The sequence below is a fragment of the Flavobacterium sp. genome, from assembly GCF_035299245.1.
GTDB lineage: Bacteria > Bacteroidota > Bacteroidia > Flavobacteriales > Flavobacteriaceae > Flavobacterium.
Genome location: NZ_DATGWY010000014.1, coordinates 88899 through 110751, shown reverse-complemented (window position 1 = coordinate 110751; position 21853 = coordinate 88899). Strand labels below are relative to the sequence as shown.

General features: G+C 34.5%; 20 protein-coding genes. 16 read left to right on the top strand and 4 right to left on the bottom strand.

Annotated features, from left to right (window positions below):
- Positions 1-51 precede the first annotated feature (51 nt).
- From VK161_RS09385 to VK161_RS09325, 13 genes are all read left to right on the top strand, one after another.
- Positions 52-456 carry a hypothetical protein gene (locus VK161_RS09385; RefSeq protein WP_324214516.1) on the top strand — a complete coding sequence of 135 codons (405 nt, stop codon included), beginning with the start codon at positions 52-54 and terminating at the stop codon, positions 454-456.
- A 230-nt stretch (positions 457-686) separates the two neighbouring features.
- The gene (locus VK161_RS09380; protein WP_324214515.1) at positions 687-1394 is read left to right on the top strand and encodes a metal-dependent hydrolase; all 708 of its coding nucleotides are present in this window, start codon (positions 687-689) and stop codon (positions 1392-1394) included.
- 41 nt (positions 1395-1435) lie between these two features.
- Positions 1436-3085 (top strand): tetratricopeptide repeat protein, encoded by a 1650-nt coding sequence (locus VK161_RS09375; protein ID WP_324214514.1) that lies wholly within the window; start codon positions 1436-1438, stop codon positions 3083-3085.
- A gap of 108 nt (positions 3086-3193) precedes the next feature.
- Positions 3194-5515: a VPS10 domain-containing protein gene (locus tag VK161_RS09370; RefSeq protein ID WP_324214513.1), complete on the top strand. Its 2322-nt coding sequence runs from the start codon at positions 3194-3196 to the stop codon at positions 5513-5515.
- Positions 5516-5952: 437 nt separating this feature from the next.
- Complete coding sequence (locus VK161_RS09365) at positions 5953-6483, top strand: YceI family protein (RefSeq protein WP_324214512.1); 531 nt, start codon at positions 5953-5955, stop codon at positions 6481-6483.
- A 40-nt stretch (positions 6484-6523) separates the two neighbouring features.
- Complete coding sequence (locus tag VK161_RS09360; protein WP_324214511.1) at positions 6524-7213, top strand: hydrolase; 690 nt, start codon at positions 6524-6526, stop codon at positions 7211-7213.
- Between the two features lie 57 nt (positions 7214-7270).
- A complete protein-coding gene (locus VK161_RS09355; RefSeq protein WP_324214510.1) occupies positions 7271-9049 on the top strand; it encodes an amidohydrolase in 1779 nt (592 codons plus the stop codon).
- Between the two features lie 3 nt (positions 9050-9052).
- Positions 9053-9478, top strand: a complete 426-nt coding sequence (locus VK161_RS09350; protein ID WP_324214509.1) for a DoxX family protein — start codon at positions 9053-9055, stop codon at positions 9476-9478.
- 7 nt (positions 9479-9485) lie between these two features.
- Entirely contained in the window at positions 9486-10850 is a 1365-nt protein-coding gene (locus VK161_RS09345; RefSeq protein WP_324214508.1) for an alginate export family protein, read from the top strand.
- 165 nt (positions 10851-11015) lie between these two features.
- Positions 11016-11954 (top strand): ring-cleaving dioxygenase, encoded by a 939-nt coding sequence (locus VK161_RS09340; RefSeq protein ID WP_324214507.1) that lies wholly within the window; start codon positions 11016-11018, stop codon positions 11952-11954.
- A 6-nt stretch (positions 11955-11960) separates the two neighbouring features.
- Complete coding sequence (locus tag VK161_RS09335; RefSeq protein ID WP_324214506.1) at positions 11961-12587, top strand: alpha/beta hydrolase; 627 nt, start codon at positions 11961-11963, stop codon at positions 12585-12587.
- Between the two features lie 141 nt (positions 12588-12728).
- Entirely contained in the window at positions 12729-13031 is a 303-nt protein-coding gene (locus VK161_RS09330; RefSeq protein ID WP_324214505.1) for a hypothetical protein, read from the top strand.
- A gap of 26 nt (positions 13032-13057) precedes the next feature.
- Positions 13058-13585: an HD domain-containing protein gene (locus VK161_RS09325; RefSeq protein WP_324214504.1), complete on the top strand. Its 528-nt coding sequence runs from the start codon at positions 13058-13060 to the stop codon at positions 13583-13585.
- Positions 13586-13595: 10 nt separating this feature from the next.
- Here the strand turns inward: VK161_RS09325 and VK161_RS09320 are convergent, their stop codons facing one another.
- Together VK161_RS09320 and VK161_RS09315 are read right to left on the bottom strand one after the other, a co-directional pair.
- Entirely contained in the window at positions 13596-15554 is a 1959-nt protein-coding gene (locus VK161_RS09320; protein WP_324214503.1) for a sigma 54-interacting response regulator, read from the bottom strand.
- A gap of 11 nt (positions 15555-15565) precedes the next feature.
- Positions 15566-17845, bottom strand: a complete 2280-nt coding sequence (locus tag VK161_RS09315; protein WP_324214502.1) for a tetratricopeptide repeat-containing sensor histidine kinase — start codon at positions 17843-17845, stop codon at positions 15566-15568.
- A gap of 319 nt (positions 17846-18164) precedes the next feature.
- On the opposite strand from VK161_RS09315, the gene VK161_RS09310 reads away from it, so the two are divergent.
- The 3 genes from VK161_RS09310 to VK161_RS09300 all read left to right on the top strand — a co-directional run bounded on the left by VK161_RS09310 (position 18165) and on the right by VK161_RS09300 (position 20057).
- Entirely contained in the window at positions 18165-18494 is a 330-nt protein-coding gene (locus VK161_RS09310) for a hypothetical protein (RefSeq protein WP_324214501.1), read from the top strand.
- 27 nt (positions 18495-18521) lie between these two features.
- Complete coding sequence (locus tag VK161_RS09305) at positions 18522-19100, top strand: Crp/Fnr family transcriptional regulator (RefSeq protein WP_324214500.1); 579 nt, start codon at positions 18522-18524, stop codon at positions 19098-19100.
- 81 nt (positions 19101-19181) lie between these two features.
- Complete coding sequence (locus VK161_RS09300) at positions 19182-20057, top strand: pirin family protein (protein ID WP_324214499.1); 876 nt, start codon at positions 19182-19184, stop codon at positions 20055-20057.
- A gap of 91 nt (positions 20058-20148) precedes the next feature.
- Here the strand turns inward: VK161_RS09300 and VK161_RS09295 are convergent, their stop codons facing one another.
- Together VK161_RS09295 and VK161_RS09290 are read right to left on the bottom strand one after the other, a co-directional pair.
- The gene (locus VK161_RS09295) at positions 20149-20745 is read right to left on the bottom strand and encodes a protoglobin domain-containing protein (RefSeq protein WP_324214498.1); all 597 of its coding nucleotides are present in this window, start codon (positions 20743-20745) and stop codon (positions 20149-20151) included.
- A gap of 421 nt (positions 20746-21166) precedes the next feature.
- Entirely contained in the window at positions 21167-21748 is a 582-nt protein-coding gene (locus tag VK161_RS09290; RefSeq protein WP_324214497.1) for a Crp/Fnr family transcriptional regulator, read from the bottom strand.
- Positions 21749-21853 lie beyond the last annotated feature (105 nt).

Below are 21853 nucleotides of genomic sequence, written 5' to 3'. Positions count from 1 at the left end.
ATTTCTTAAATTTATATCATGAAAAATTTAAAACTTATAGAGGTAAAGACAATGCTAGTTAAAGTAATGGTTTCGTTCCTTTTTTTAGTATTGAACTCTTGTGCCAATGATAAGACAACGAATTTTAACAAAAGAATCAATGCAGTAAAAATTGCAATCGAACAAAAAAGCATCGATTCACTTCAACCATATTTGGCGAACGGCTACACTATTAAAGGATTGCCAGAAGGTATGGAGTCGATTATTCTACCCATGATTCTTAATAAACTTCCAGCACAAAAACGATTTACCATCGATAGTCAAAAAGAAGAGAAAAGAGGCACTCGACTACACGTTACCTTTTTTGACGCAAACAATAAAGCGATTAAATCTAATTTTCTAATAGCTAAAGATGGTAAATTTCTTGAACTGAATATTTTGGAAGACGCCAAAATTAGTACTAGTATCTCAGAGTAAACGTAAGCACTAAAACTGAAAGGATAATCATCCCTTTTACTTAATATCGTTTTGCTTATAACCACACACTCGATATATCGCTAAACTATCTTTTTTAAGTTTTAAAATCAATTGATTTTCAAGCGATTATTGGTTTAGGTATGGTGTTTGGATTTTGTTTCACAATGTTAACGGTCACCAAAGACCATGTAAACAGTACGGAATAAATTCAATCATTAAAAATTAATATTATGAAAGTAACTTACTACGGACATTCGTGTTTCTCTGTTTTAGCTAATGACAAACATATTTTATTTGATCCTTACATTACTCCCAACGAATTGGCTGCTGCTATTGATGTAGATGAGATCAAAGCAGATTACATTTTTGTGTCTCATGCACATTACGACCATATCACTGATGTTGTTAGAATCGCCAATACAACAGGAGCTAAAGTCATCGGAAATTTTGAAATATACAGTTGGCTTATTGAGAATGGAATTCAAAATTCTTTTCCTATGAATCCGGGTGGAAAATTTGATTTTGATTTTGGAACTGTAAAATGTGTAACCGCCCAACATTCGAGCAGTTTTGCTGATGGACGATACGGCGGAATAGCTTGTGGTTTTGTATTTACTACACTGGATGGAAACTTTTATTATAGTGGAGATACCGCTCTAACCAATGATATGCAATTGATTCCAAATTGGGCAACCCTAGATTTTGCTGTTTTACCAATAGGTGATTTATTGACTATGGGTGTTGAAGAAGCAATAGAAGCTGCAAAATATGTTGGTGTGAATAAAGTATTTGGGGTGCATTATGACACCTTCGGATTTATAAAAATGGACCATCAAAAAGCGGAACAAGATTTTAATACAGCAGGATTGTCTCTTTTTTTACCACCAATTGGTTGTTCTTTTGAAATCAAAGACAATGTAAAACCCGATTGCACATAAGGTGCAGTAAAACTGCAAGATTTAGGATATCAAACACTCTCATGTACAAGAACAAATCGCTCCCTATCATTAACTTTTGGTTTTTTAGTCTTTTATTTTTCGCGCTTTCAGGATTTTCCCAAAGCAAAAACGATTGTGATTCACTCATCAAAACGGGTATTGACTTGATGTGGAAAAAAAAGCATGAAAAATCACTTGAATTACTTATTCAGGCAAAGAATATTGCTGAAAAAAACAGATGGTATAAACAGTATTTTGATGCTTCTAATACTATTGGAGGCAACTATTATCTGATGCTGGATTATGGTGAAGCATTACATCAATATATGGAAAGTTACAAAATTGCGATTGCTCATTTGGATGAAAGTCATGAGATGATTGTGCTTAATAATATCGCCATTTTATTCAGCAAAGAAGAAAAATTAGATAAAGCCATGGAATATTTTCTCAAGGCGTATACCATTGCCAAAAAGAGAAATGACTTTGTAAAAACGGGATACTATGCTGTAAATCTTGGAAGCGTTTTGAATGAGATGAATCAGCCTTTAGCAGCTCAAAAGTATATCGATGAATCGCTCCAGTATTTGACAAAACAACCTGATGTTCTTTATTTGGCCTCAATTGTTCAGGCAGAAAATGAACTTTTATTAGGAAAAACAGTATCAGCCCGATCGAAAGCCATGGCATTACTTCAGAAGCCTAACAACAAGTTCAGTCGTGATAACCAAGTTGTTTTGTTCATTATTATTGCCAAGTCTTATTTAAAAGAAAGGAACATTAAATCGTCATTAGAATGGTCTTCTAAAGCACTCAGCAGTAATACAGATTTAGAAAAAAAAACAGACTTGTTCAACCTACTTTCTACAATTCATCAAAAACAAAAAAAGTATGAATTGGCTTTACTGTATAAAGATTCTGTTTTTGAGGCTGAACGAAAATTGAATGCTTTAAAAAATGGTAGATCATTTGAAAACAGTCAGATACGATTTCAATTGCAGAACTATAAAAGAGAAATTGATAAGAAGGAAGTTTCCATCAAAAATGAACGATTACTCTACTTCGGTCTTATTAGTGTAATTTTTTTGGTACTGTTAATTGTTCTGCTAATTTTCAGAAATCAAACCATAAAGAACAAACAATGTCAAACAATTGCCCTGCGCAATCATGAAATCACGTTGTTAAAACTTCAAAAGGAAAAGGATGACAATTTACTTTTCAAAAGAAAAGAAGCAATTGCCCTATTAGAACAAGACCGACTTAAAAAGGAGATTGAACTGCGCAATCAAAAAATAGCAGCTAAAGCATTGTATCTCTCTGGAAAAGACCAGTTGCTTCAGGAAATTCTGAAATCACTTGGTAAAGCGCAAGAAATATCAAAGAATAGTCCATTGAAAAATCATATACAGGAACTTAAAAGACACCTCAATACTGAAAATGATTGGAATAGTTTTATTCTACATTTTGAAGAAGTAAATCAAGGTTTACTTCAAAAACTCATGGCAAAACATTCGAATTTGAATCAAAATGACCTCAGATTTATTTCGTATGAATACATGAACTTAAGTACTAAGGAAATCGCAACCTTACTCAACATAACTTTAGATGCTTGTAGAAAAAGAAAAGAAAGAATTGTGGCCAAATTAGGACTTGAGTCCGATACTACTTTAAGAGATTATCTTTCAATTATTTAAGTAAAAAGGGTCACACTTTTTCCGTTTTTAACTCACACTTTTTCCTAATTAATATTTTCTGGTGATTCGTTTTTTAATGAAAATTTGAAAAAATAAATTTTAAAAATCATGAAAAAGAAATTACTAATTGCCTTAGCATTACTGCTATCGCTAAATTCCAAAGCACAAATCAGCTTTGAGGCTACACCAGATTATGGACGGTTGCAAGACATTACCTATGACGCTGTAATTAAAGATAAATTGTATGCCGTTTCCAATGCTGGAAATCATATTTTAGTTTCTGTTGATAATAAGACAACATGGAACCTTTTGTATTCTTTTCCTAATCCAAAAGCGCAAATCAGTCAACTTAAATTATTGGGCAACAATGCCATTAGTTTCATAGTCAACCTTAGCGATATTCCAAATCAAAACGGAATTTACATTTACAATCTTACTTCTAATAGTGTAAGCAATTATTATGCAATTCCAAATGCTGAAGATAATCCACGAATTATGTCTTATGATGTATCTGATATTTTGGGCACAAAAGTGCTTTTACACGATACTTATAGTGATGGTGGAGTCACTAGTGAACCCAGGACTAAAGTATTTTATACAATAAATTCGGGTAGCACTTGGAACACTGTTTATTATAATTTGGATCATGATGCAGTGCATGTAAACAATGTGGCTATTAGTCCAAATAATCCAGATAAATTATTCATTACCAGAAGTTTTGGTCCTGAGAATGTAGATGGAGGCTTATTCATTTCTGAAGATGGCGGAACTACCTGGGCGGAACATTTAACAGGAATCTTATTAGACCCTATTGCTTTTAATCCAACAGATAGTAATGATATCATTATTGGCACAGGTATTTCAGGGGATTTGCATCCTGAAAATCTTTATCGATCAACAGATGGTGGTGCTACTTGGCAAATTCTGTCTAATGATTGGCATAACATACCCGGATTTAATAATATCAATAAAATTATTTTCAATCCTATCAACCCGTCTATTATTTTAGTATTAGAAGAAGATGTTGTAGCTGTATCTAATGATAATGGGCAATCCTGGACAAACACAGTTTATGTTCAAGACGATACAAATTCTTATTATGCGGGCTTAAACGCCTCATTCAATCCTTTCGTGGCTGGAGAAGTTGTAATTTCAACACCATATTATCCTCAATTTTCTGTTGATGGAGGAATATCACTTTCTCAAATAAACATACCTTTTTACAATACAGTATCCGTTAGTGCTGCATTGTATGGTTCTGAAAATCATATTTATTATGGCGCTCAAGGTGGCACTATTCATAAAAATATCAGCACAGGTTTGTTTGATAGTTACGAAGTGAGTAATGCATTTGCATTCAATCCACCTCAACATTTTCCTTTCGCCGACCCTTTGGTGCCGGGTAGATTGTTCTCTTTTTCAGGAGGTGGCTTTTTTGGTGGTAACTTTAATATCAGTAACGACTATGGCAATACCAATTTGACCTTGATGAATTCTTACGCTAATGATGTAAGAGCAATAGTAGTTGATCCGAATAATGCAAACGTTATCTTAGTTTCATTCAGGAATGGTGAAGGCAGCAACTTATACAGAATCAACTTTGCAGATTTAAATGCAATTGAAAATACAGAAATTAGTACTCCAGGAATTGATATTGAGGGATTAGGAAATGGTGTGGTTACTGGTATTGCTATTTCACCCAGCAACTCTCAATTAATCTATTTAGTACAAAGAGATAAATTTTATAAATCAACCGATAGTGGTATAACTTGGCAAGAAAAAAGCAATGGTATCGTTCTGGAGCCCAATACCATTATTTGGGATATGGCAATCAATCCGTTTAATGAAAATGAATTCATTATTGCAACTGATAGTGGAATTTTTACCTCAACCGATGCAGGTGATAATTGGATGAGTACTTATAGTGAAGGCTCTGTTCATAAAGTGAAGTATTCTCCATTCAACGCTGGATTGATTGCTGCAGGTATCAGAGGAGTTGGCGCTTTGCTATATAGTTTAAACAATGGTTCTGATTGGACAGTCATCTCATCACAACAGTTACACTACATTGCAGCTCAAGCTATTGATTTTACATTTGATGGTACTACGATAGATGCGTTTATAGCCACTACTGATTTAGGGTTGATCAGATATCAAATTATAAACCTTCCTCTAGGAATCGATATCCCAGAGGTCAATGAAAACGATTTGATCATTTATCCAAATCCTGCCTCTGATACTATGAATCTATTTTTAGCTAACAATCTGAATCAAATTGAAACAGTTGAGGTTTTCGCAGTGACCGGACAACGAATCCATTTTGCCAAAGCAACTTCGATTGATATTTCTACGTGGAGTAATGGTGTATATCTGGTTAAAGTGTTGACAACAAACGGAAAGACGTGTACTCGAAAAGTGGTTAAAAGTTAATTAATTAAATCATAATGAATTGGTTTGTGAAACCTTCTTCAACTAAATGGAGAAGGTTTTTTTATTGTGATTATTCACTTTTTGCTAAATACCAATAAAAAAACTAATTGATTAACGAAATACAATAAAAACAACAACAGTAAATAAAATTAAACACCTATAAATCAAGGCTTTATGATTAAGGTACGTTTGTTGAATTTCAAAATTGAACAACAATGTATTTCTTGTTCTAGTTCAATGCAGGGGTTTTATCATGACTGTAATTTTGTCGTGTCATTGATCGTGTTTTAAAGCATACCTAATGACAAATGAAGTACAAACTTTTCTTGTCCTAGTTCAATGTGTGGAATTAAAAAGCACCGCAACTTTGCAGAGTAAATTAAAAGATGCACTAAGCAACTTTAACAAAAAAGTATAACATTAATAAAATAAAAATTATGTCAACAAAAAAATGGTTAATTGACCCTACGCATTCAGAAATAGGGTTTAAAGTAAAACACATGATGTTTACAAATGTTTCGGGTAGTTTTCAAAATTACACTGCAACTATTGAGACAGAAGGTGATGAATTCGAAAATGCAACAATCGAATTCAATGGTGAGATTGATTCTATCACAACTGGTAATTCAGATCGCGATGCACATCTTTTAAGTGCGGACTTCTTCGATGCTGAACAATTTCCGAAAATCACATTCAAAAGTACAAGCTTCAAAAGAACGAACGGTGCTGATTTTGAATTAAAAGGGAATTTGACTTTACACGGAGTTACAAAACCTGTAACATTAGAAACTGAGTTTAGTGGCTTGATGAAAGATCCTTGGGGTAACACCAAAGCGGGCTTTATTTTATCAGGTAAAATCAACCGTAAAGAATGGAATCTAAATTGGAACTCTGCTCTTGAAACCGGTGGTGTATTGGTAGGAGAAGAAGTTAAATTGAATATCGAATTACAGTTTATCAAACAATAATTAAATTAATAACAATAATAAATTTTAAAAATTAAATATCATGAAAAAAATAATTTTAACCGCAGTTTTAGCTTTAGGATCATTTGTAGCTTTTGCACAAAAACCAAGTCCTAGTTTATTGACCCCTACCAATCATGCTTTAGTATTGATTGATTATGAAAGCCAAATGGCATTCCCGGTAACCAGTATCAGTGTTGATCAATTGAGAAATAATACAGCACTTGTAGCAGGAGCTTCTAAAATCTTTAATGTTCCAACAGTAGTAACAACAGTAGCCGAAAAATCATTTAGCGGTCCTGTTTTTCCAGAAGTAGAACAATTTTACCCCAAAGCAACTTCAAACTACATTGACCGTACTACGATGAATACTTGGGAAGACGTTAATGCGTACAAAGCAATCACGGGAAAAGGTAAAAAAACCTTGGTAATTGGTGGTCTATGGACAAGTGTTTGTATTGTTGGACCAGTATTATCTGCAATTAACGATGGATATACTGTATATGTAATTACTGATGCCAGTGGTGACGTTTCTAAAGAAGCACACGAAATGGCAGTTACCAGAATGGTTCAAGCTGGTGCACGTCCTATTACTTCATTGCAATACTTGTTAGAGTTGCAACGTGACTGGGCTAGAGGTGAAACATACAAACCAGTAACCGACTTGGTGAAAAAATATGGTGGTTCTTACGGAATCGGAGTGCAATATGCACACGACATGTTGAAACACTAATAACAAAAAATGAGCGGGTATTGAAAAATACCCGCTTTTTTAACCAAAATAGGAATCATGAAAACTAATACCATAAAAATAGTATTACTCTTTTTTCTCGTAGCGAATACTACCATTGCTCAAAAAAAAGCAACATTAATTATTACTAATGCTAAAGTAATTACCTTAAATGATGCCAATCCACAGGCAGAGGCAATAGCCATTCAAGCGGATAAAATTATAGCCGTTGGAACAACTGCACAAATAGAAAAATACAAAAACAGCAAGACCAAAGTTATTGATGCTAAAGGAAAAACGGTAATTCCAGGTTTATACGATTCACACCTGCATGTTATTCGAGGCGGACGATTTTATAATACTGAATTGCGTTGGGATGGAGTAAAAACGCTGAGTCGTGCTTTACAAATGCTTAAAGAACAAGCGCAAAGAACACCACAAGGTCAATGGGTGAGAGTAGTTGGCGGCTGGACTGAGCATCAATTCGAAGAAAAAAGAAAACCAACATTGGCTGAAATCAATGAGGCAACAGGGAATACACCAACTTTTGTGCTGAACTTATATGGAGAGGCTTATTTGAACAAAGCAGGTCTACAAAATCTAGGCATTACAGAAGATACGCCCAACCCCAATGGAGGTTTAATACAAAAAGACAGTTACGGTCAACCTACTGGATTGTTGGTAGCAGAACCGAACGCTTTTATTCTCTATTCTACTTTGGCCAAGCTTCCCGAATTAACTGCCGCAGAGAAAGTGAATTCGACCAAATTGTTCATGACTGAATTGAATTCATTAGGCGTAACCAGTGTGATGGATGCCGGAGGTGGATTTCAAAATTTTCCCGATGACTACGCTATTACCGATTCACTTTCTAAAGTGAACCAACTTACAGTGCGTTTGCCTTATTATCTTTTTGCTCAAAAACCGGGTAAGGAATTAGCCGATTATCAAAAATGGATTGAAATGGTGGATATTGACGCCCATGATCACGATGATAAACCAACAGAGTACTATGTACAAGGTGGAGGTGAAAATTTAGTAGCTTCGGGCGGTGACTTTGAGAATTTCACCAAGCCTCGACCTGAATTAGCTTCGGTTATGGAGTCACAGTTAAAAGCAGTTATAGGAACTTTAGTGAAAAACCGTTGGCCTTTTCGATTGCACGCGACTTATAACGAAAGTATTACCCGATTTTTAAATGTCATTGAGGAAGTCAATAGAGAAACACCCTTAAATGGTTTGGTGTGGTTCTTCGATCACGCTGAAACGGTATCCGAAGAGAATCTGTTGCGTATCAAGGCTTTGGGAGGTGGTATTGCCATTCAACACCGTATGGCTTATCAAGCAGAAACTTTTATTTCTCGTTATGGAAAAAAAGCGGCTTTAAACACCCCACCAATCCGTAAAATGATTGATTTAGGTTTGCCAATCGGAGGCGGAACAGATGGTACTCGAGTTGCCAGTTATAATCCATGGGTTGGTTTGTACTGGCTGGTGACCGGAAAATCTATCGGAGGTGTGGAATTTGCTGCAAAAGAAAATCAATTAGACCGAATCAAAGCTTTAAAAATCTATACACAAGGAAGCGCTTCACTCATCCATCAGCATAAGGACAGAGGAACTATTAAAGAAGGCTATTTAGCGGATATTGCCATTCTTTCAGACGATTATTTAACTGTACAAGAGGATGCCATTAAAGATATTACTGCAGAATTGACCATTCTTGATGGAAAAGTAGTTTATGGCAAAGGTGTTTTTTCAAAATTTGCCCCAGTCATTCCAGCTGCATTACCGGCTTGGAGTCCAGTTAATTTTTACGGAGGATATCAAAAAAATTAAGCGATGAAAAAAATACTCTTATTATCGATGCAAACAAATCCAGGCAATACGCTAAGTCATTTGGCATTGCTCTTTTTCAGAATAGCCATTGCGTCTGAATTAGTTGTTGCACATGGTTTTAAAAAAATTGGTATAGGGGTTGCCGTTGCTGAGACAGTACCAAATCCACTTGGTCTTCCTGAAGCTTTGAATCAGGCTTTTGCTATTGGAACCAATGTTGGAATGCCATTATTTATTGTTTTGGGGTTATTGACAAGAATAGCGGTATTGCCTGTTTTAGCGATTACTCTTACCGGATATTTCATCGTGCATTTTAATGATCCGATTTTGGTCAAAGACATTCCCTTTATGTACAGTGTAAGCTTTCTGTTGATTGCTTTTACCGGCGCTGGAAAATACTCTTTGGATTATTATTTTACCCAAAAATAAATTCAACATGAAACCTTTTGTAGTCTTATTTTTTATTAATATTAGCTTACTTTTCGGGCAACAGAAACCTATTTTCAAAACGTTGCGTTATGAAGACGATTTTAGCTATTTAAAGACTGATACTTCAAAGAGTGATTATGAAAGACTGAAGTTTGTTACTTTAAATTCCAATGGAAGCACTTATATCTCTTTTGGAGGTGATGTACGTTTCCAATACTTCAACATCAAAAATGAAGATTGGGGTGACACATCTTATGATAAAGACGGCTATACACTATCGCGTTATTTGGCTCATGCCGATTTTCATGCTTCGCATTTTAGAATATTTTTTCAGTTGCAAGGCAGCAATTCCGGTAGCAGAGTTAATCCTAATCCTCTAGAAAACAACCCTCTGGATTTTCATCAGGCTTTTTTTGATGTATATTTTGGGTCAAAACAGAATTCAAATGTTACTTTTCGTGCGGGTCGCCAAGAGTTGATGTATGGTAGCCAACGTCTGATTGCAGTAAGAGAGTTGCCCAATAACCGTAGTGCTTTTGATGGTATAAAATTGTTTTGGAATCACAAGCTTATAAAATCTGACCTTTTTTACACTCATCCAGTTGTAAACAGAAATGCAATATTTGATGATAGGTTTAATAATGACAGCAAATTTTGGGGTAGCTATACCACTTTTAACAAGACCTCATTTTTAAAAAATATTGACGTTTATTATTTAGGACTATGGAAACGGGAAGCACTATTTGATAATGGTTTTGGAAGAGAAATACGACATTCCGTCGGAACAAGAATTTGGAAAAACGAAGGGAATTGGCGTTATGATTTTGAAGGCGTCTATCAGTTTGGTAGCTCTGAATATAAAGATATTCGTGCTTGGACAATTTCTTCCAATACGTCCTATCAATTTAAATGGCTTTTGTTTAAACCTACATTCGGAATTAAAACGGAACTTATCTCAGGTAATCAATCTTACGATGATGAAACTTTAGAAACATTTAATCCGCTTTTTCCAAGAGGTGCTTATTTTGGATTAGCTGCCTTGATTGGCCCATCTAATTTAATCGACGCTCATCCTTACTTAAATTTCGAGATGACACCTAAACTCAATATTGCGTTCGATTTTGATATCTTTTGGAGGTACAGTAATAATGACGGACTTTATGCTCCCAATATGCAACTTATTTATCCAGGTCATACAACTTCTGAAAAATTCATCGGGTCACAACTAGGTTTAGAAATTACGTATCAATATTCAAATATGTTGTTTTTAAAACTTGAATCAACCTGGTTTGATTCCGGTGAATTTATTAAAAAATCGGGTGCGGGAAAAGATATCATTTTAGGCGGTGTAACAACACAATTCAAATTTTAAAGATTAAAAGTAATACAACACTGATGGCCCATTTTAAGAAGCAACAATTATGGTAAATAATGAAATAAATTGTGCCTGTAAAAGCGAATCCATTTCTTAATCTAGTTCAATGCCTAGAGCATTCAAGGATCGTAAATTTGTTCTATAATTAATACAATAAATATCATGGAAAATACAATTTTAGGCATACATCATATCACCGCAATAGCCGGAGATGCCCAACGCAATTTTAACTTTTATTCTAAAATTTTAGGATTGAGATTTATCAAAAAAACCGTCAATTTTGACGATCCAGGAACTTACCATTTTTATTTTGGTGATGAAATTGGAAGTGCCGGAACCATACTTACTTTTTTCCCTTGGGGTGAAGGCATTCAACAAGGAAGAAAAGGATCAGGAATGGCTACTGAAATAGGTTACTCAGTTCCGGTTGGTAGCTTAGACTTTTGGATCAAACGTTTTGAACAATACAATGTCATTTACAACAAACCTGCTGAAAAATTTGGCGAAAAATATGTGACTTTTTTAGATCCAGATGGTTTGAAATTAGAGCTTATAGAATCTAAAACAGCAGATACCCGTAAAGCTTGGGAAACCGATGAAATCAAAGCTGATGTGGCGCTCAAAGGATTTCACAACATCACATTGACATTGAACAATATCAAACCCACAGCAGCAATATTAACCGACATCTTTGGTTACACCTTAGTGGAGCAGGAGGTAAATCGTTTCCGTTATGCAACCTTTGCTGTTGAAACTGCAGCAATTGTCGATTTGGTTGAACTCGAATCTGAAAAACGAGGTCATGTGGCTAATGGTTCTGTTCATCACGTTGCTTTTAGGGTTAACAATGACAAGAGCTTGATGCATTTTCGTAAAAGCATAAACGAAAAAGGCTATAACATCACTCCTCAGATTGACCGTCAGTATTTTCATTCTTTGTATTTCAGAGAACCCGGAGGTGTACTTTTTGAAATCGCGACCGATAATCCCGGTTTTACTGTAGATGAAACATTAGAAAATTTAGGTAAAGATTTAAAATTACCGCCTCAACATGAGTCAAAACGAAAAGAGATCGAAGCTATTTTAGTAAAAATAAATTAAGAAATCATGGAGTATCAGTCAATGCATTACATCTATCAATCCTCTGGAAATCCTGATGCTGTAACTTTGTTACTACTACACGGCACCGGTGGAAATGAGCATGATTTACTGCCTTTAGCAGCAAGTTTTGGCAAGGACATCAACATTTTAAGTCTTAGAGGAAATACCACTGAAAACGGAATGCCTCGTTTTTTTAAACGACTTGGAATGGGTGTTTTCGATGAAAAAGATTTGGAATTTAGGACCAATGAGATGGTAGACTTTATAAAAAAATTGTCGGTGTTAGAAAAGTTTAACATCAATAAAGTAGTTGCATTAGGATACTCCAATGGCGCCAACATTGCAGGAGCTACATTGGTTTTGCATCCCAACTTTTTACTAGGAGCCATTTTATACCGTCCGATGATGCCATTTAGAGACAAAAGAAGCGGTACCAATAGAACTAACGCAAAAGTATTTTTAAGTTCGGGTAAAAATGACCCAACAGTTGATCTCTCTGAAATAGAAGCATATACAACTCAGCTGAAAGATAGTGGCTTTAAGGTAAGCAATTATGTAATTAATAGCAGCCATGGTCTTACTAAGGAGGATGTTGATTTAGCCGTTGAGTGGTTTCAAAAAATAGAGTTATGATTAGTAATTGTTTTTAGGTTGGATTGATGCTTGTGGAATTTACAAACCATGAGCATCTTTCTTTTTAATTTTTAAAATAGGAGTATGGAAAATTTCAAAATAACCAGAATTTTTGCGGATGAATATGGGGAAAGTCATTTTATGGACGTTCAAGTCAATCTTCAAGACAAAGGCGAAATAGGTTATCTATCCGATTTACAAGAAGCAGTAGGTATTGTATTTCGAAAAGTAAAACCGGATTACGATTATGATTTTCATACCGCTCCCAATAGACAATACATTATCCTGCAAGATGGAAGTATAGAGATTGAAACCTCTTTGGGGCTTAAAAGAACTTTTGAATCGGGTGATATCTTACTTGTTGAAGATACAACTGGTAAAGGGCATCGAACTCGAAATTTAAAAAAAGCCATTAGGTCTTCGATATTTGTACTCTTAAAATAACAAGTAATTTAAAATATCATTAAAGTATGGAAAAGCATGCTATCATCGACTCTTTATTATGTCCATTTAAGCCTATAATTGGTGAGGATTACAATCGTTATAGAAATCATGTTTGTCGCGTGTTTTCTAATTGTTTGTACTTGGATAATCAAAAGGAGCATGTTGAAAAGTATGCTATAGCAGCCGTTTATCATGATATTGGGATTTGGACGGACGACACCATCGATTATCTACAGCCGTCGATAGCACAAGCGAAATTGTATTTGACTAAAATTGGAAAGTCGCATTGGAATGAAGAAGTCTCGAAAATGATTGATTGGCATCACAAAATAAATGTATACCAAGAAAATGATTTTGAAACTGTTGAAATTTTTAGAAAAGCCGATTGGACTGATGTCAGCCTAGGCGTTCTAAGCCATGGAATACCAAAGCAACTACTCAATACAGATAAAAAACAATTTCCGAATTTGGGTTTTCATTGGTTTTTAATTAAGAAAATACTTGCCAACTTGACCAAGCATCCACTTAATCCTCTACCGATGTTTAAAAAGTAAAGGTTCTTTACTATGAATAGCGTTGATTTTTAATCCCTAGTTTTTTCATTTTCGAATTCAATGTCGAAGCTGGAATATTCAATATTTCAGCGGCACCGCCAACTCCAGAAACTTTGCCTTTACATTTTTTAAGAATATAAGTGATATAATCTCTTTCATTATCATGAATAGTTTGTATGACAAATTCTTGGCTTTTCTCTTCGTCTTTGTTTAGTGAAGTAGTATAAATCATGAACTCACGTATTACATCTCCTTCTGTTAGCAATAAGCTTCTCTGAATTACATGTTCCAATTCACGAATATTCCCTGGCCAATTATAAGTCAACATTTGATCAATAACATGAGGTGCAATTGCTGGAGGATTCATTTCAGATATTTTACAGAAGGAATCAATAAAATGGGTAGCTAAGGCTGGAATATCCTCTTTTCGTTCTCTCAATGAAGGCACTACTATTGGAAAAACATGTAACCTGTAATACAAATCGAGTCGGAACCTGCCGGCTGCCACTTCTTCTTCTAAATTTCGATTGGTAGCGGCAATGATGCGCACATCTACTTTGATTGGACTGCTGCTGCCAATACGTTCAATTTCTTTTTCTTGCAATACTCTTAATAATTTCACTTGAAGATCAACCGGCATTTCCCCAATTTCGTCCAAAAATAGTGTGCCGCCGTTTGCGATCTCAAACTTTCCAATCCGTTTTTCTGTAGCTCCAGTAAAAGCTCCTTTTTCATGTCCGAAAAGGAGAGATTCAGCCAAATTATCGGGGATAGCTCCACAATTAATAATGACTAATGGTTTATTTTTTCTATTCGAAAGGTTATGAATACTTTGTGCTACTTTTTCTTTGCCAGTTCCACTTTCTCCTAAAATTAGCACTGAGGTTTCTGATGGCGCTACTTTCTTGATGTAGTCAAAAACAGTAATCATTTTTTTACTTGTACCAATCATTGAGCAAAATCCTCCAAAATTGTTCTCTTCTAAAACTGGTTGTTTGGTTGCAGGAATCTCTCTGATAGGTATTGTACTTTTGGCTGAACGATTCATTTTAGTTACAAAATTGGCCAAAATAATCTCCAATTTGGTCAATAGGTTTAAATGTTCATTGCTGTAGGCTTCTTCGTTACGGCTGTAAAAGAAGAAATTGAAAACTCCTCCATTTTCAATTCGGACCGGAATTACAACAAATGATTTAATGCCAAAAGTTTTAATGACCAATCTTTTTATAGCAGAGTTATTAAATATTGACTTGAATGAATCTCCTTGGTAAATTTTAGGATATTCGTGCTTAGGAGATGTTGATTTTAAATCATGCAACTCCTGTTGTTTGACACCAGTTATTTTTGAAAATTTTTCAATATTGATAATTTCATAAGTGTCAAAACTTCTTCTTAGTAAACCAGTAGGGTTGTATTCATTGTCTACGAAACCGGTTTGCATATAATCAAAAGGCATGTAGGTTTGCAGTACTTTTCCCAATTGAACTAACGCCTCTTCCCAGTTGAGATTTGAAGCACCTATGGCATCGATACTTTCCTGTAAAATTTTTTCCTGAAATAATTGGGACTCAATCCCAAAGTTTTGACGATAACAGGCAATCTCCAAGGTGATGAGCACATCTTGCTCTCTAAATGGTTTGACAATAAAACCATAGGGACTGGTCTTTTTTGCTTCTTCTAAAACAGAGCGACTGGAGTTAGCCGATAAGTAGATGAATGCTATGTGATTTTCATTCAATTTTTTAGCCAAATCAATTCCGGTTGCATTACCTTTAAGGCAGATGTCTACAAAAACCAAATCGGGTTTTTCAGTCTCAATAAGCGCTACAGCCTGATCGACCGAACGAGCGATGCCTGTAACTTGGTAACCTGCTTTTTCTAGAATTAGTTGTAAATCGTGGGCTTCAATAAACTGATCCTCTACGATTAGAATTTTCTTATTACTACTAGTGCTTTTTTTCGATTCCATAACATTCTTCATTAGGGTTGAGTTATTCCATTCTCAGTAAATTTTTCATTATTCAAAAACGTCACAGTTATCGTGAGACCATTGTTGTTTTCAATTGATAAATTGGCATCTAAATCATCGCTAAAACCTTTTATTAGTTTCATACCAAGTGATTGAAAATGTTCATTTTTCAGCTCATCTACAATTCCTTCACCATTATCCTTGATGGATAGTGTCAAATGATCGTCATTTGAGTTCTTAAATTGTATAGTAATTGTGCCGTTTTCTTTTTTTGTAAAAGCATGTTTAATAGAATTAGTTATTGCCTCATTTAAAATTAGTCCAAGTGGTACTGCTTGTGAGGTAGATAACTCTATTGGGGTTATGTCTAAAACAAATTGAATCCGTTGACCAGTATCGAAGGTTTCCTTGAAATACTGAACCAGTTCCTTAATGTAAACTTCCATGTTAATCGAAACTACGTTTTCGGACTGGTATAATTTTTTGTGTATCAAAGACATCGAATGAATGCGATGTTGGCTCTCACGAATGGCTGTCATGGCAGCATTATCTTTCAAATAAAACGATTGTGCATTTAGTAGGCTCATCACCATTTGAAGATTGTTTTTGACCCGATGGTGCACTTCTTTCAATAGCCATTCTTTTTCGGTGACTAACTTTTCAAGCGAGTTATTCTTTTGATTGATTTCATTTTTCTGTGATTCGAGTATTCTATTGGTTTTTTGTTTTATTCGGTAACTGCTGTAGAGCAATAAGAAGGTTATTAAAAGTAAAATGATGCCTCCAAGACTTATATTTTTAATTAAATTGGCCTTTTCTAATTTGCTTTTTTGCAAACTACTTTCCAAGCTTAAAAGCCTGTTTTTTTCCTTGTTTTGTTGAAGTTCTTTCTCTTTTTTATTGGTTTCGTACTTAATTTCGAGCGCTGCTATTTCTTTGTTTTTCGCTTCATTAAGTAAGGAATCTTTATATTTACTTTCTAGCTTGTAATGTTTAATTGCAGAGGTAAAGTTTCCTTCAGCTGAGTCAATCCGGAACAACATGTGGTATACTTCTGCAAGTTTTTTTGGGCTTTTCACGTTTTCACTCAGTATTTTGTATCGGCCAACATATTTACGAGCTATACCGTATTTTTTGTTAGCAAAATGATAATCAATGATTCCTACGTATAGAGCCACTTGCCTGATATCATCCGTTTTCATTGTGTCCGATGCTTTAAGAGCTTTTTCAACATAACCAACGGCTTGTTCGTGTTTTTTTAGCTGCACATAATATTTTATCAAACAAGACATCGGTTCAAATTGGTCGGCTGGAGAAAGTTTGTGGTAATCTTTTTTTAAAAGGTTTACATAAGAACCAGCCTCATTTATTTTTTTTGATTTCATCAAAATTTCAATCATGTTGGTAAGTAGCAAGCATGAAAATCCGATATCGTTATACTTTTTAGAAATTTTGTACGCTTTTTTAAAGCACTCAAATGCTTTGTTATAATTTTTCAACGATAAATAAGCTATGCCAGAATAGTTGTACACTTGTACTACATTTAAACTGGTGTCATTGTATTTCTCTGCAGCATTAATGGCCTTTTGAGAATATTCTATGGCTTTTTCATAACGACCAAGTTGATTGCTTATAATGCACATGGATGAATAAGCATACTGCACTTTTCCAAATTTCATTTCCTTATACAGTTGGACCGTTTCTTCGAGTACTTTTAAACTTTCTTCTAAACGTCCCGAACCCATCAAAAAGTAGGCAATATCTTCACCCATAGTTGCTTGCATCTTTTTATCTCCTGCTTCTTTATAAGCCTTTTGAGCTTTGAGTCCAATGGCAACGGTTTCATTAAAATCGCGCACTGATTCTTTGGAGTACATGAGTATGCGATAAGCGCTTGCAATTCCGGGTTTGTCTTTTAATTTAACGTAGATGTTAATTGCGCTTTGGGCGTATTTTTCAGCCAAATCCAAATCTCCTATAATCTGATAAACTTGCGAATAGGCAATATACGCTCTTGCAACACCATCTTTGTTTTGAGTGGCTTTGCTTAATTTAAGGGCGCGATTTGAAAAATACTTAGCGCTGTCGATGGATTTAGGATGGTTTATATCTCTAGACAACTCTATGTGGTTGGTAGCCAATTCAATGAGTAATGCTATTTTTTCTGAAGAATTCTTTGATGCCGCCAGTTTTCTGTGAAGTTCGGCTTCTGGCACTTTATCAAAATGCTGACTGTAGATTGAACAGCATCCTACTAACCACACCATAAGAGAATAAATAATTTTATACATGGTTAAAAATATAAGGTTAGTTATCTTCTTCCTTTACCTTGAACTCCTAAGGTTACCAATAATGAATCAAATTTATTAAAAATCAATTAATTAAACGATATTTTAGAGTAGTTTTCATCCCTATTTATAGCTTTTTACGTTTTTTTTTAGTTTTAATTATTTTTTGAAAAAGAATATCAAAATTGAAGCTTATTTATGATAATTCTCCAATGTAAAAATAAGCCAAATGACATTTTTTTTGGACTTTGAGTTGTTTCTTGTTCTAGATTAAGTTTAACTCTTCGTATTTGATTTAATTTTGTATTTTAATTTAAAGGTTATGAGTAAACTTAAATTTTTAATTTTTGGTAAAAATAAAGAAATATTGGAAGTTTTGAATAGGTTGGTTAATTCCAATGAGGATTGGCATGGCGTGGCGTTTAGTGATGATGAACAAGCTAAAGATTATGTGCTCCAGAATACATTAGATATGGTACTTCTTAGCTCCGGAATTGATACAAGTTGTGAAGATAAAATGTGCTCCTTTTTTCTCAATCAACAACCCAATATCGAAATCATTCAGCATTATGGCGGTGGCAGTGGTTTGCTGAAATGTGAGATTATGGAAGCTTTAGAAAAAAGAAGATTAAGAAATGAAGCCCAAGTGTAAAGTGAGTAAACAATAATTTTTCAGAATATGTTTGAATCGATCAACAAAAATGTTTGTAAAAACAATGATTTCACCGAAAAGGAAATGGAGTTTTTTAACGAAATTTTGCAGCATAAAAAAGTTCCAAAAAAAACTTTTCTTTTGCAGGAAGGAGAAATTTGTCATTTTGAAGCCTACATTCTAAAGGGTTGCATTCGTAAATATTACATTAACGAGCACGGTTTGGAAGTAGTTTTGGCATTTGCCACAGAGGATTGGTGGGTGAGTGATATCGCCAGTTTTCATGAAAACAAACCCAGTCAATTGTATATTGAAACATTGGAAGATTGCGAATTGTTGGTACTGACTACAGAAACAAAAGAGCAGCTTTTGCGTGAGGTTCCAAAATTTGAAAGAATCTTTAGGCTTTTGGTACAAAGAAATTTATCGGCCATGCAAAATCGTCTCATTGACACCATAGCCAAAACCGCTCAAGAAAAATATTTGGAGTTTTTGAAGTTATACCCAACTCTATCACAACGAGTTGCACAACATCACATTGCTTCCTATCTCGGAATTACAGCTGAGTTTTTGAGTAAAGTGCGAACAAAGTTAGCCAAACAATAAATTGCATTTCTTGTACTAGTTCAATGTAAATCTAATTCATTGATTCGAAATTTGCAGAAACAATTATTAACACAAAAAGTTATGGATAGAAAAGATTTCTTAAAGAAAGGACTGTTTGGAACGGGAATGTTTGCCGCTACTGCAGTATTCGGAAACATTATCAAAAACAAAATTGATGAAATTGAACCCTTGGAAATTTTAGGTTTCAATCATTTGCCAAATACTCAAGATTTGCTAAAGGAAAATACTATTTTTCACAAAGCCAATACTCGTGGTTTTGCCAATCATGGTTGGCTGGAAAGCCATCAAACGTTTAGTTTTGCCAATTACTATAATCCGGAAAGAATGCACTTTGGTGTATTGCGTGTATTGAATGATGATAAGGTTGAAGGCGGTATGGGATTCGGAACTCATCCTCATGACAATATGGAGATCATTTCAATCCCATTAGAAGGTGATTTGGAGCATAAAGACAGTATGGGTAATACCACTATCATCAAGAATGGTGACATACAAGTGATGAGTGCAGGAACGGGAATATTTCACAGCGAATTCAATAAGAATAAAGATCAATTGGTCAAGTTTTTACAGATATGGGTTTACCCAAATAAAAAGAATGTTACACCAAGATACGACCAGATTACCTTAAAAAAGGAGAACAGAATTAATCAGTTTCAACAAATTGTTTCTCCTTCACCAGAGGATGATGGAGTGTGGATTCACCAAGATGCTTGGTTCAATTTAGGAACATTCAGCAAAGACATCAGCACTGAATATGCTGTAAAAAAATCGGGTAATGGGATGTATGTTTTCATTATAAAAGGCTCAGCAACTATTGGTGACCAAAAATTAGAATCGCGTGATGGATTTGGGGTTTGGGATACCGCAAAAATTAACATTACTTCAAATGTCGATGATACTGAAATTCTGGTAATGGATGTACCAATGTCATTATAAAGTTCGCACTACAACACTAATTGCACAACTATTTAATTAAATAATAAAGCGGGACAATTGAATTGCCCCGCTTTATTGCATTAACCAAAAATTAAAACTCACCTTCAATCAGATAAGGTTGTCCCCAAAGAATTGTTTGCAGAAGTACGCTCTTCAGCCATGCAGTATACATTTTTTCAACATCCTCATTGTTGGCTCCTTTTTTGGATAAAAAGGGTTTCAAGGTTGCCGTTACCGGAATAGTTAAAGCTGGAATGTATCTATAGTTTACAATAGGAACTGCGGTCGCATTATCAGTTTTGTTCTTTTTTAGGGTATAATGTCTTAACCCAATTTCATACTGATAATTTAACCAATCTTGATCGTAATTGGCTTCGGCAGTTTGCAGTATCCACATTTCAAAACGGGTACGAACTCTAGCTAAATAATCGCCTTCGGGTTCACCTGTAGTTTTATTTCCAAAGAAATAAACCAATTGAGGAGTTGAACCGACAAATCCGTACCAAACATTGAGTATGTCACTCGTTTGGTCTTTCAGTATATCATAGCTCATTTTGAGGTATTTTAGATCTTCCTCACCGAACAGCATTGATTCTTGTAAAAGTTTTAACTCTTCTAGACTAAATGGCGATTTGGCCACTTGGCTTGTACCATAAGTATACCCTGGGATGTTTGTATTTTTTTCCATTTTGTAATTTTTAATATTCGACGTAATTTTTTGTGATTTATACTTCTTCGATAGTTCATGATAAGGAAAGTGGTCTTTACAATTCCCCTGATTCCTTATCAATTAAAAGCAGCGATTAAAATTTTACTATTTTGTAACAATTGAATGCCTTCGACAATTTTTTATAAGTAATTATTCCGAAAGAAAATCGTTAAGAGGATTTACTAAAATTAAAGCTGTTTTAGAATATTGTTTTGTTTCCATATAGTAATAATTTTTGATGATTTATAATTATATAATGGAAACCAAGCATTGTGCCAACACAATAAAATGATAGTTTACAGGGCGTGAAGAGCCTTTTTAGTAATTTTTTTTGTGGTATATCGCTAATTGAAACGATTAATGATGAAATAAAGATTTTTTTATTAGTGTGCTAATGATATTAATGTTTTATCATCCTTGTCCTAACTTTCGAGAGAAATTCTGGTGAAATTCCTAAAAAAGAAGCGATATGGTGTTGAGCAACTCTTTGAGGGATTTTTGGGTACAATTCTAAAAACTCTACATATTTTTCAGTAGCTGTTTTGGCAATAGTATGTAATAATCGATTTTGAGTTACATCCAAATTACGTTGCATTAATATTCTGAATGCACGTTCAAATTTTGGTGCTTTTAAAAACAGTGTTTCTTTGGCTTCGGGACTAAACAGTAACAATTCGCAATCTTCCAGTGTTTCAATAAAAACCTGACTTGGTTTGGTTTCATAGGCATTGAATGAAATATCACTTATCCAAGAATTTTCTATTGCAAACTGTAAAACCACTTCAATTCCGTTGGAGTCAATATAGTACTTACGCAAGCATCCTTTGAGTACAAAAGCTTCAAAGTTGCATTTTTCGCCTTCACGTAAAAGTATTGTTTTCTTACTTACTTTTTTAAAACTCAACAATGAGTCAAATATTTCCAACTCTGAATCGGAAAAAGCAACAAATTTTGAAATATTGTCATTTATTTGTTCGTACATAGTTAGTGTTATTTAGGTTTATTATTAACTCATGTTCTATGAAACAAAATTAGTTTAGGTTATTTTTCAATACTGTTAGCGTCTATTATAGAGTATTAATTAGTG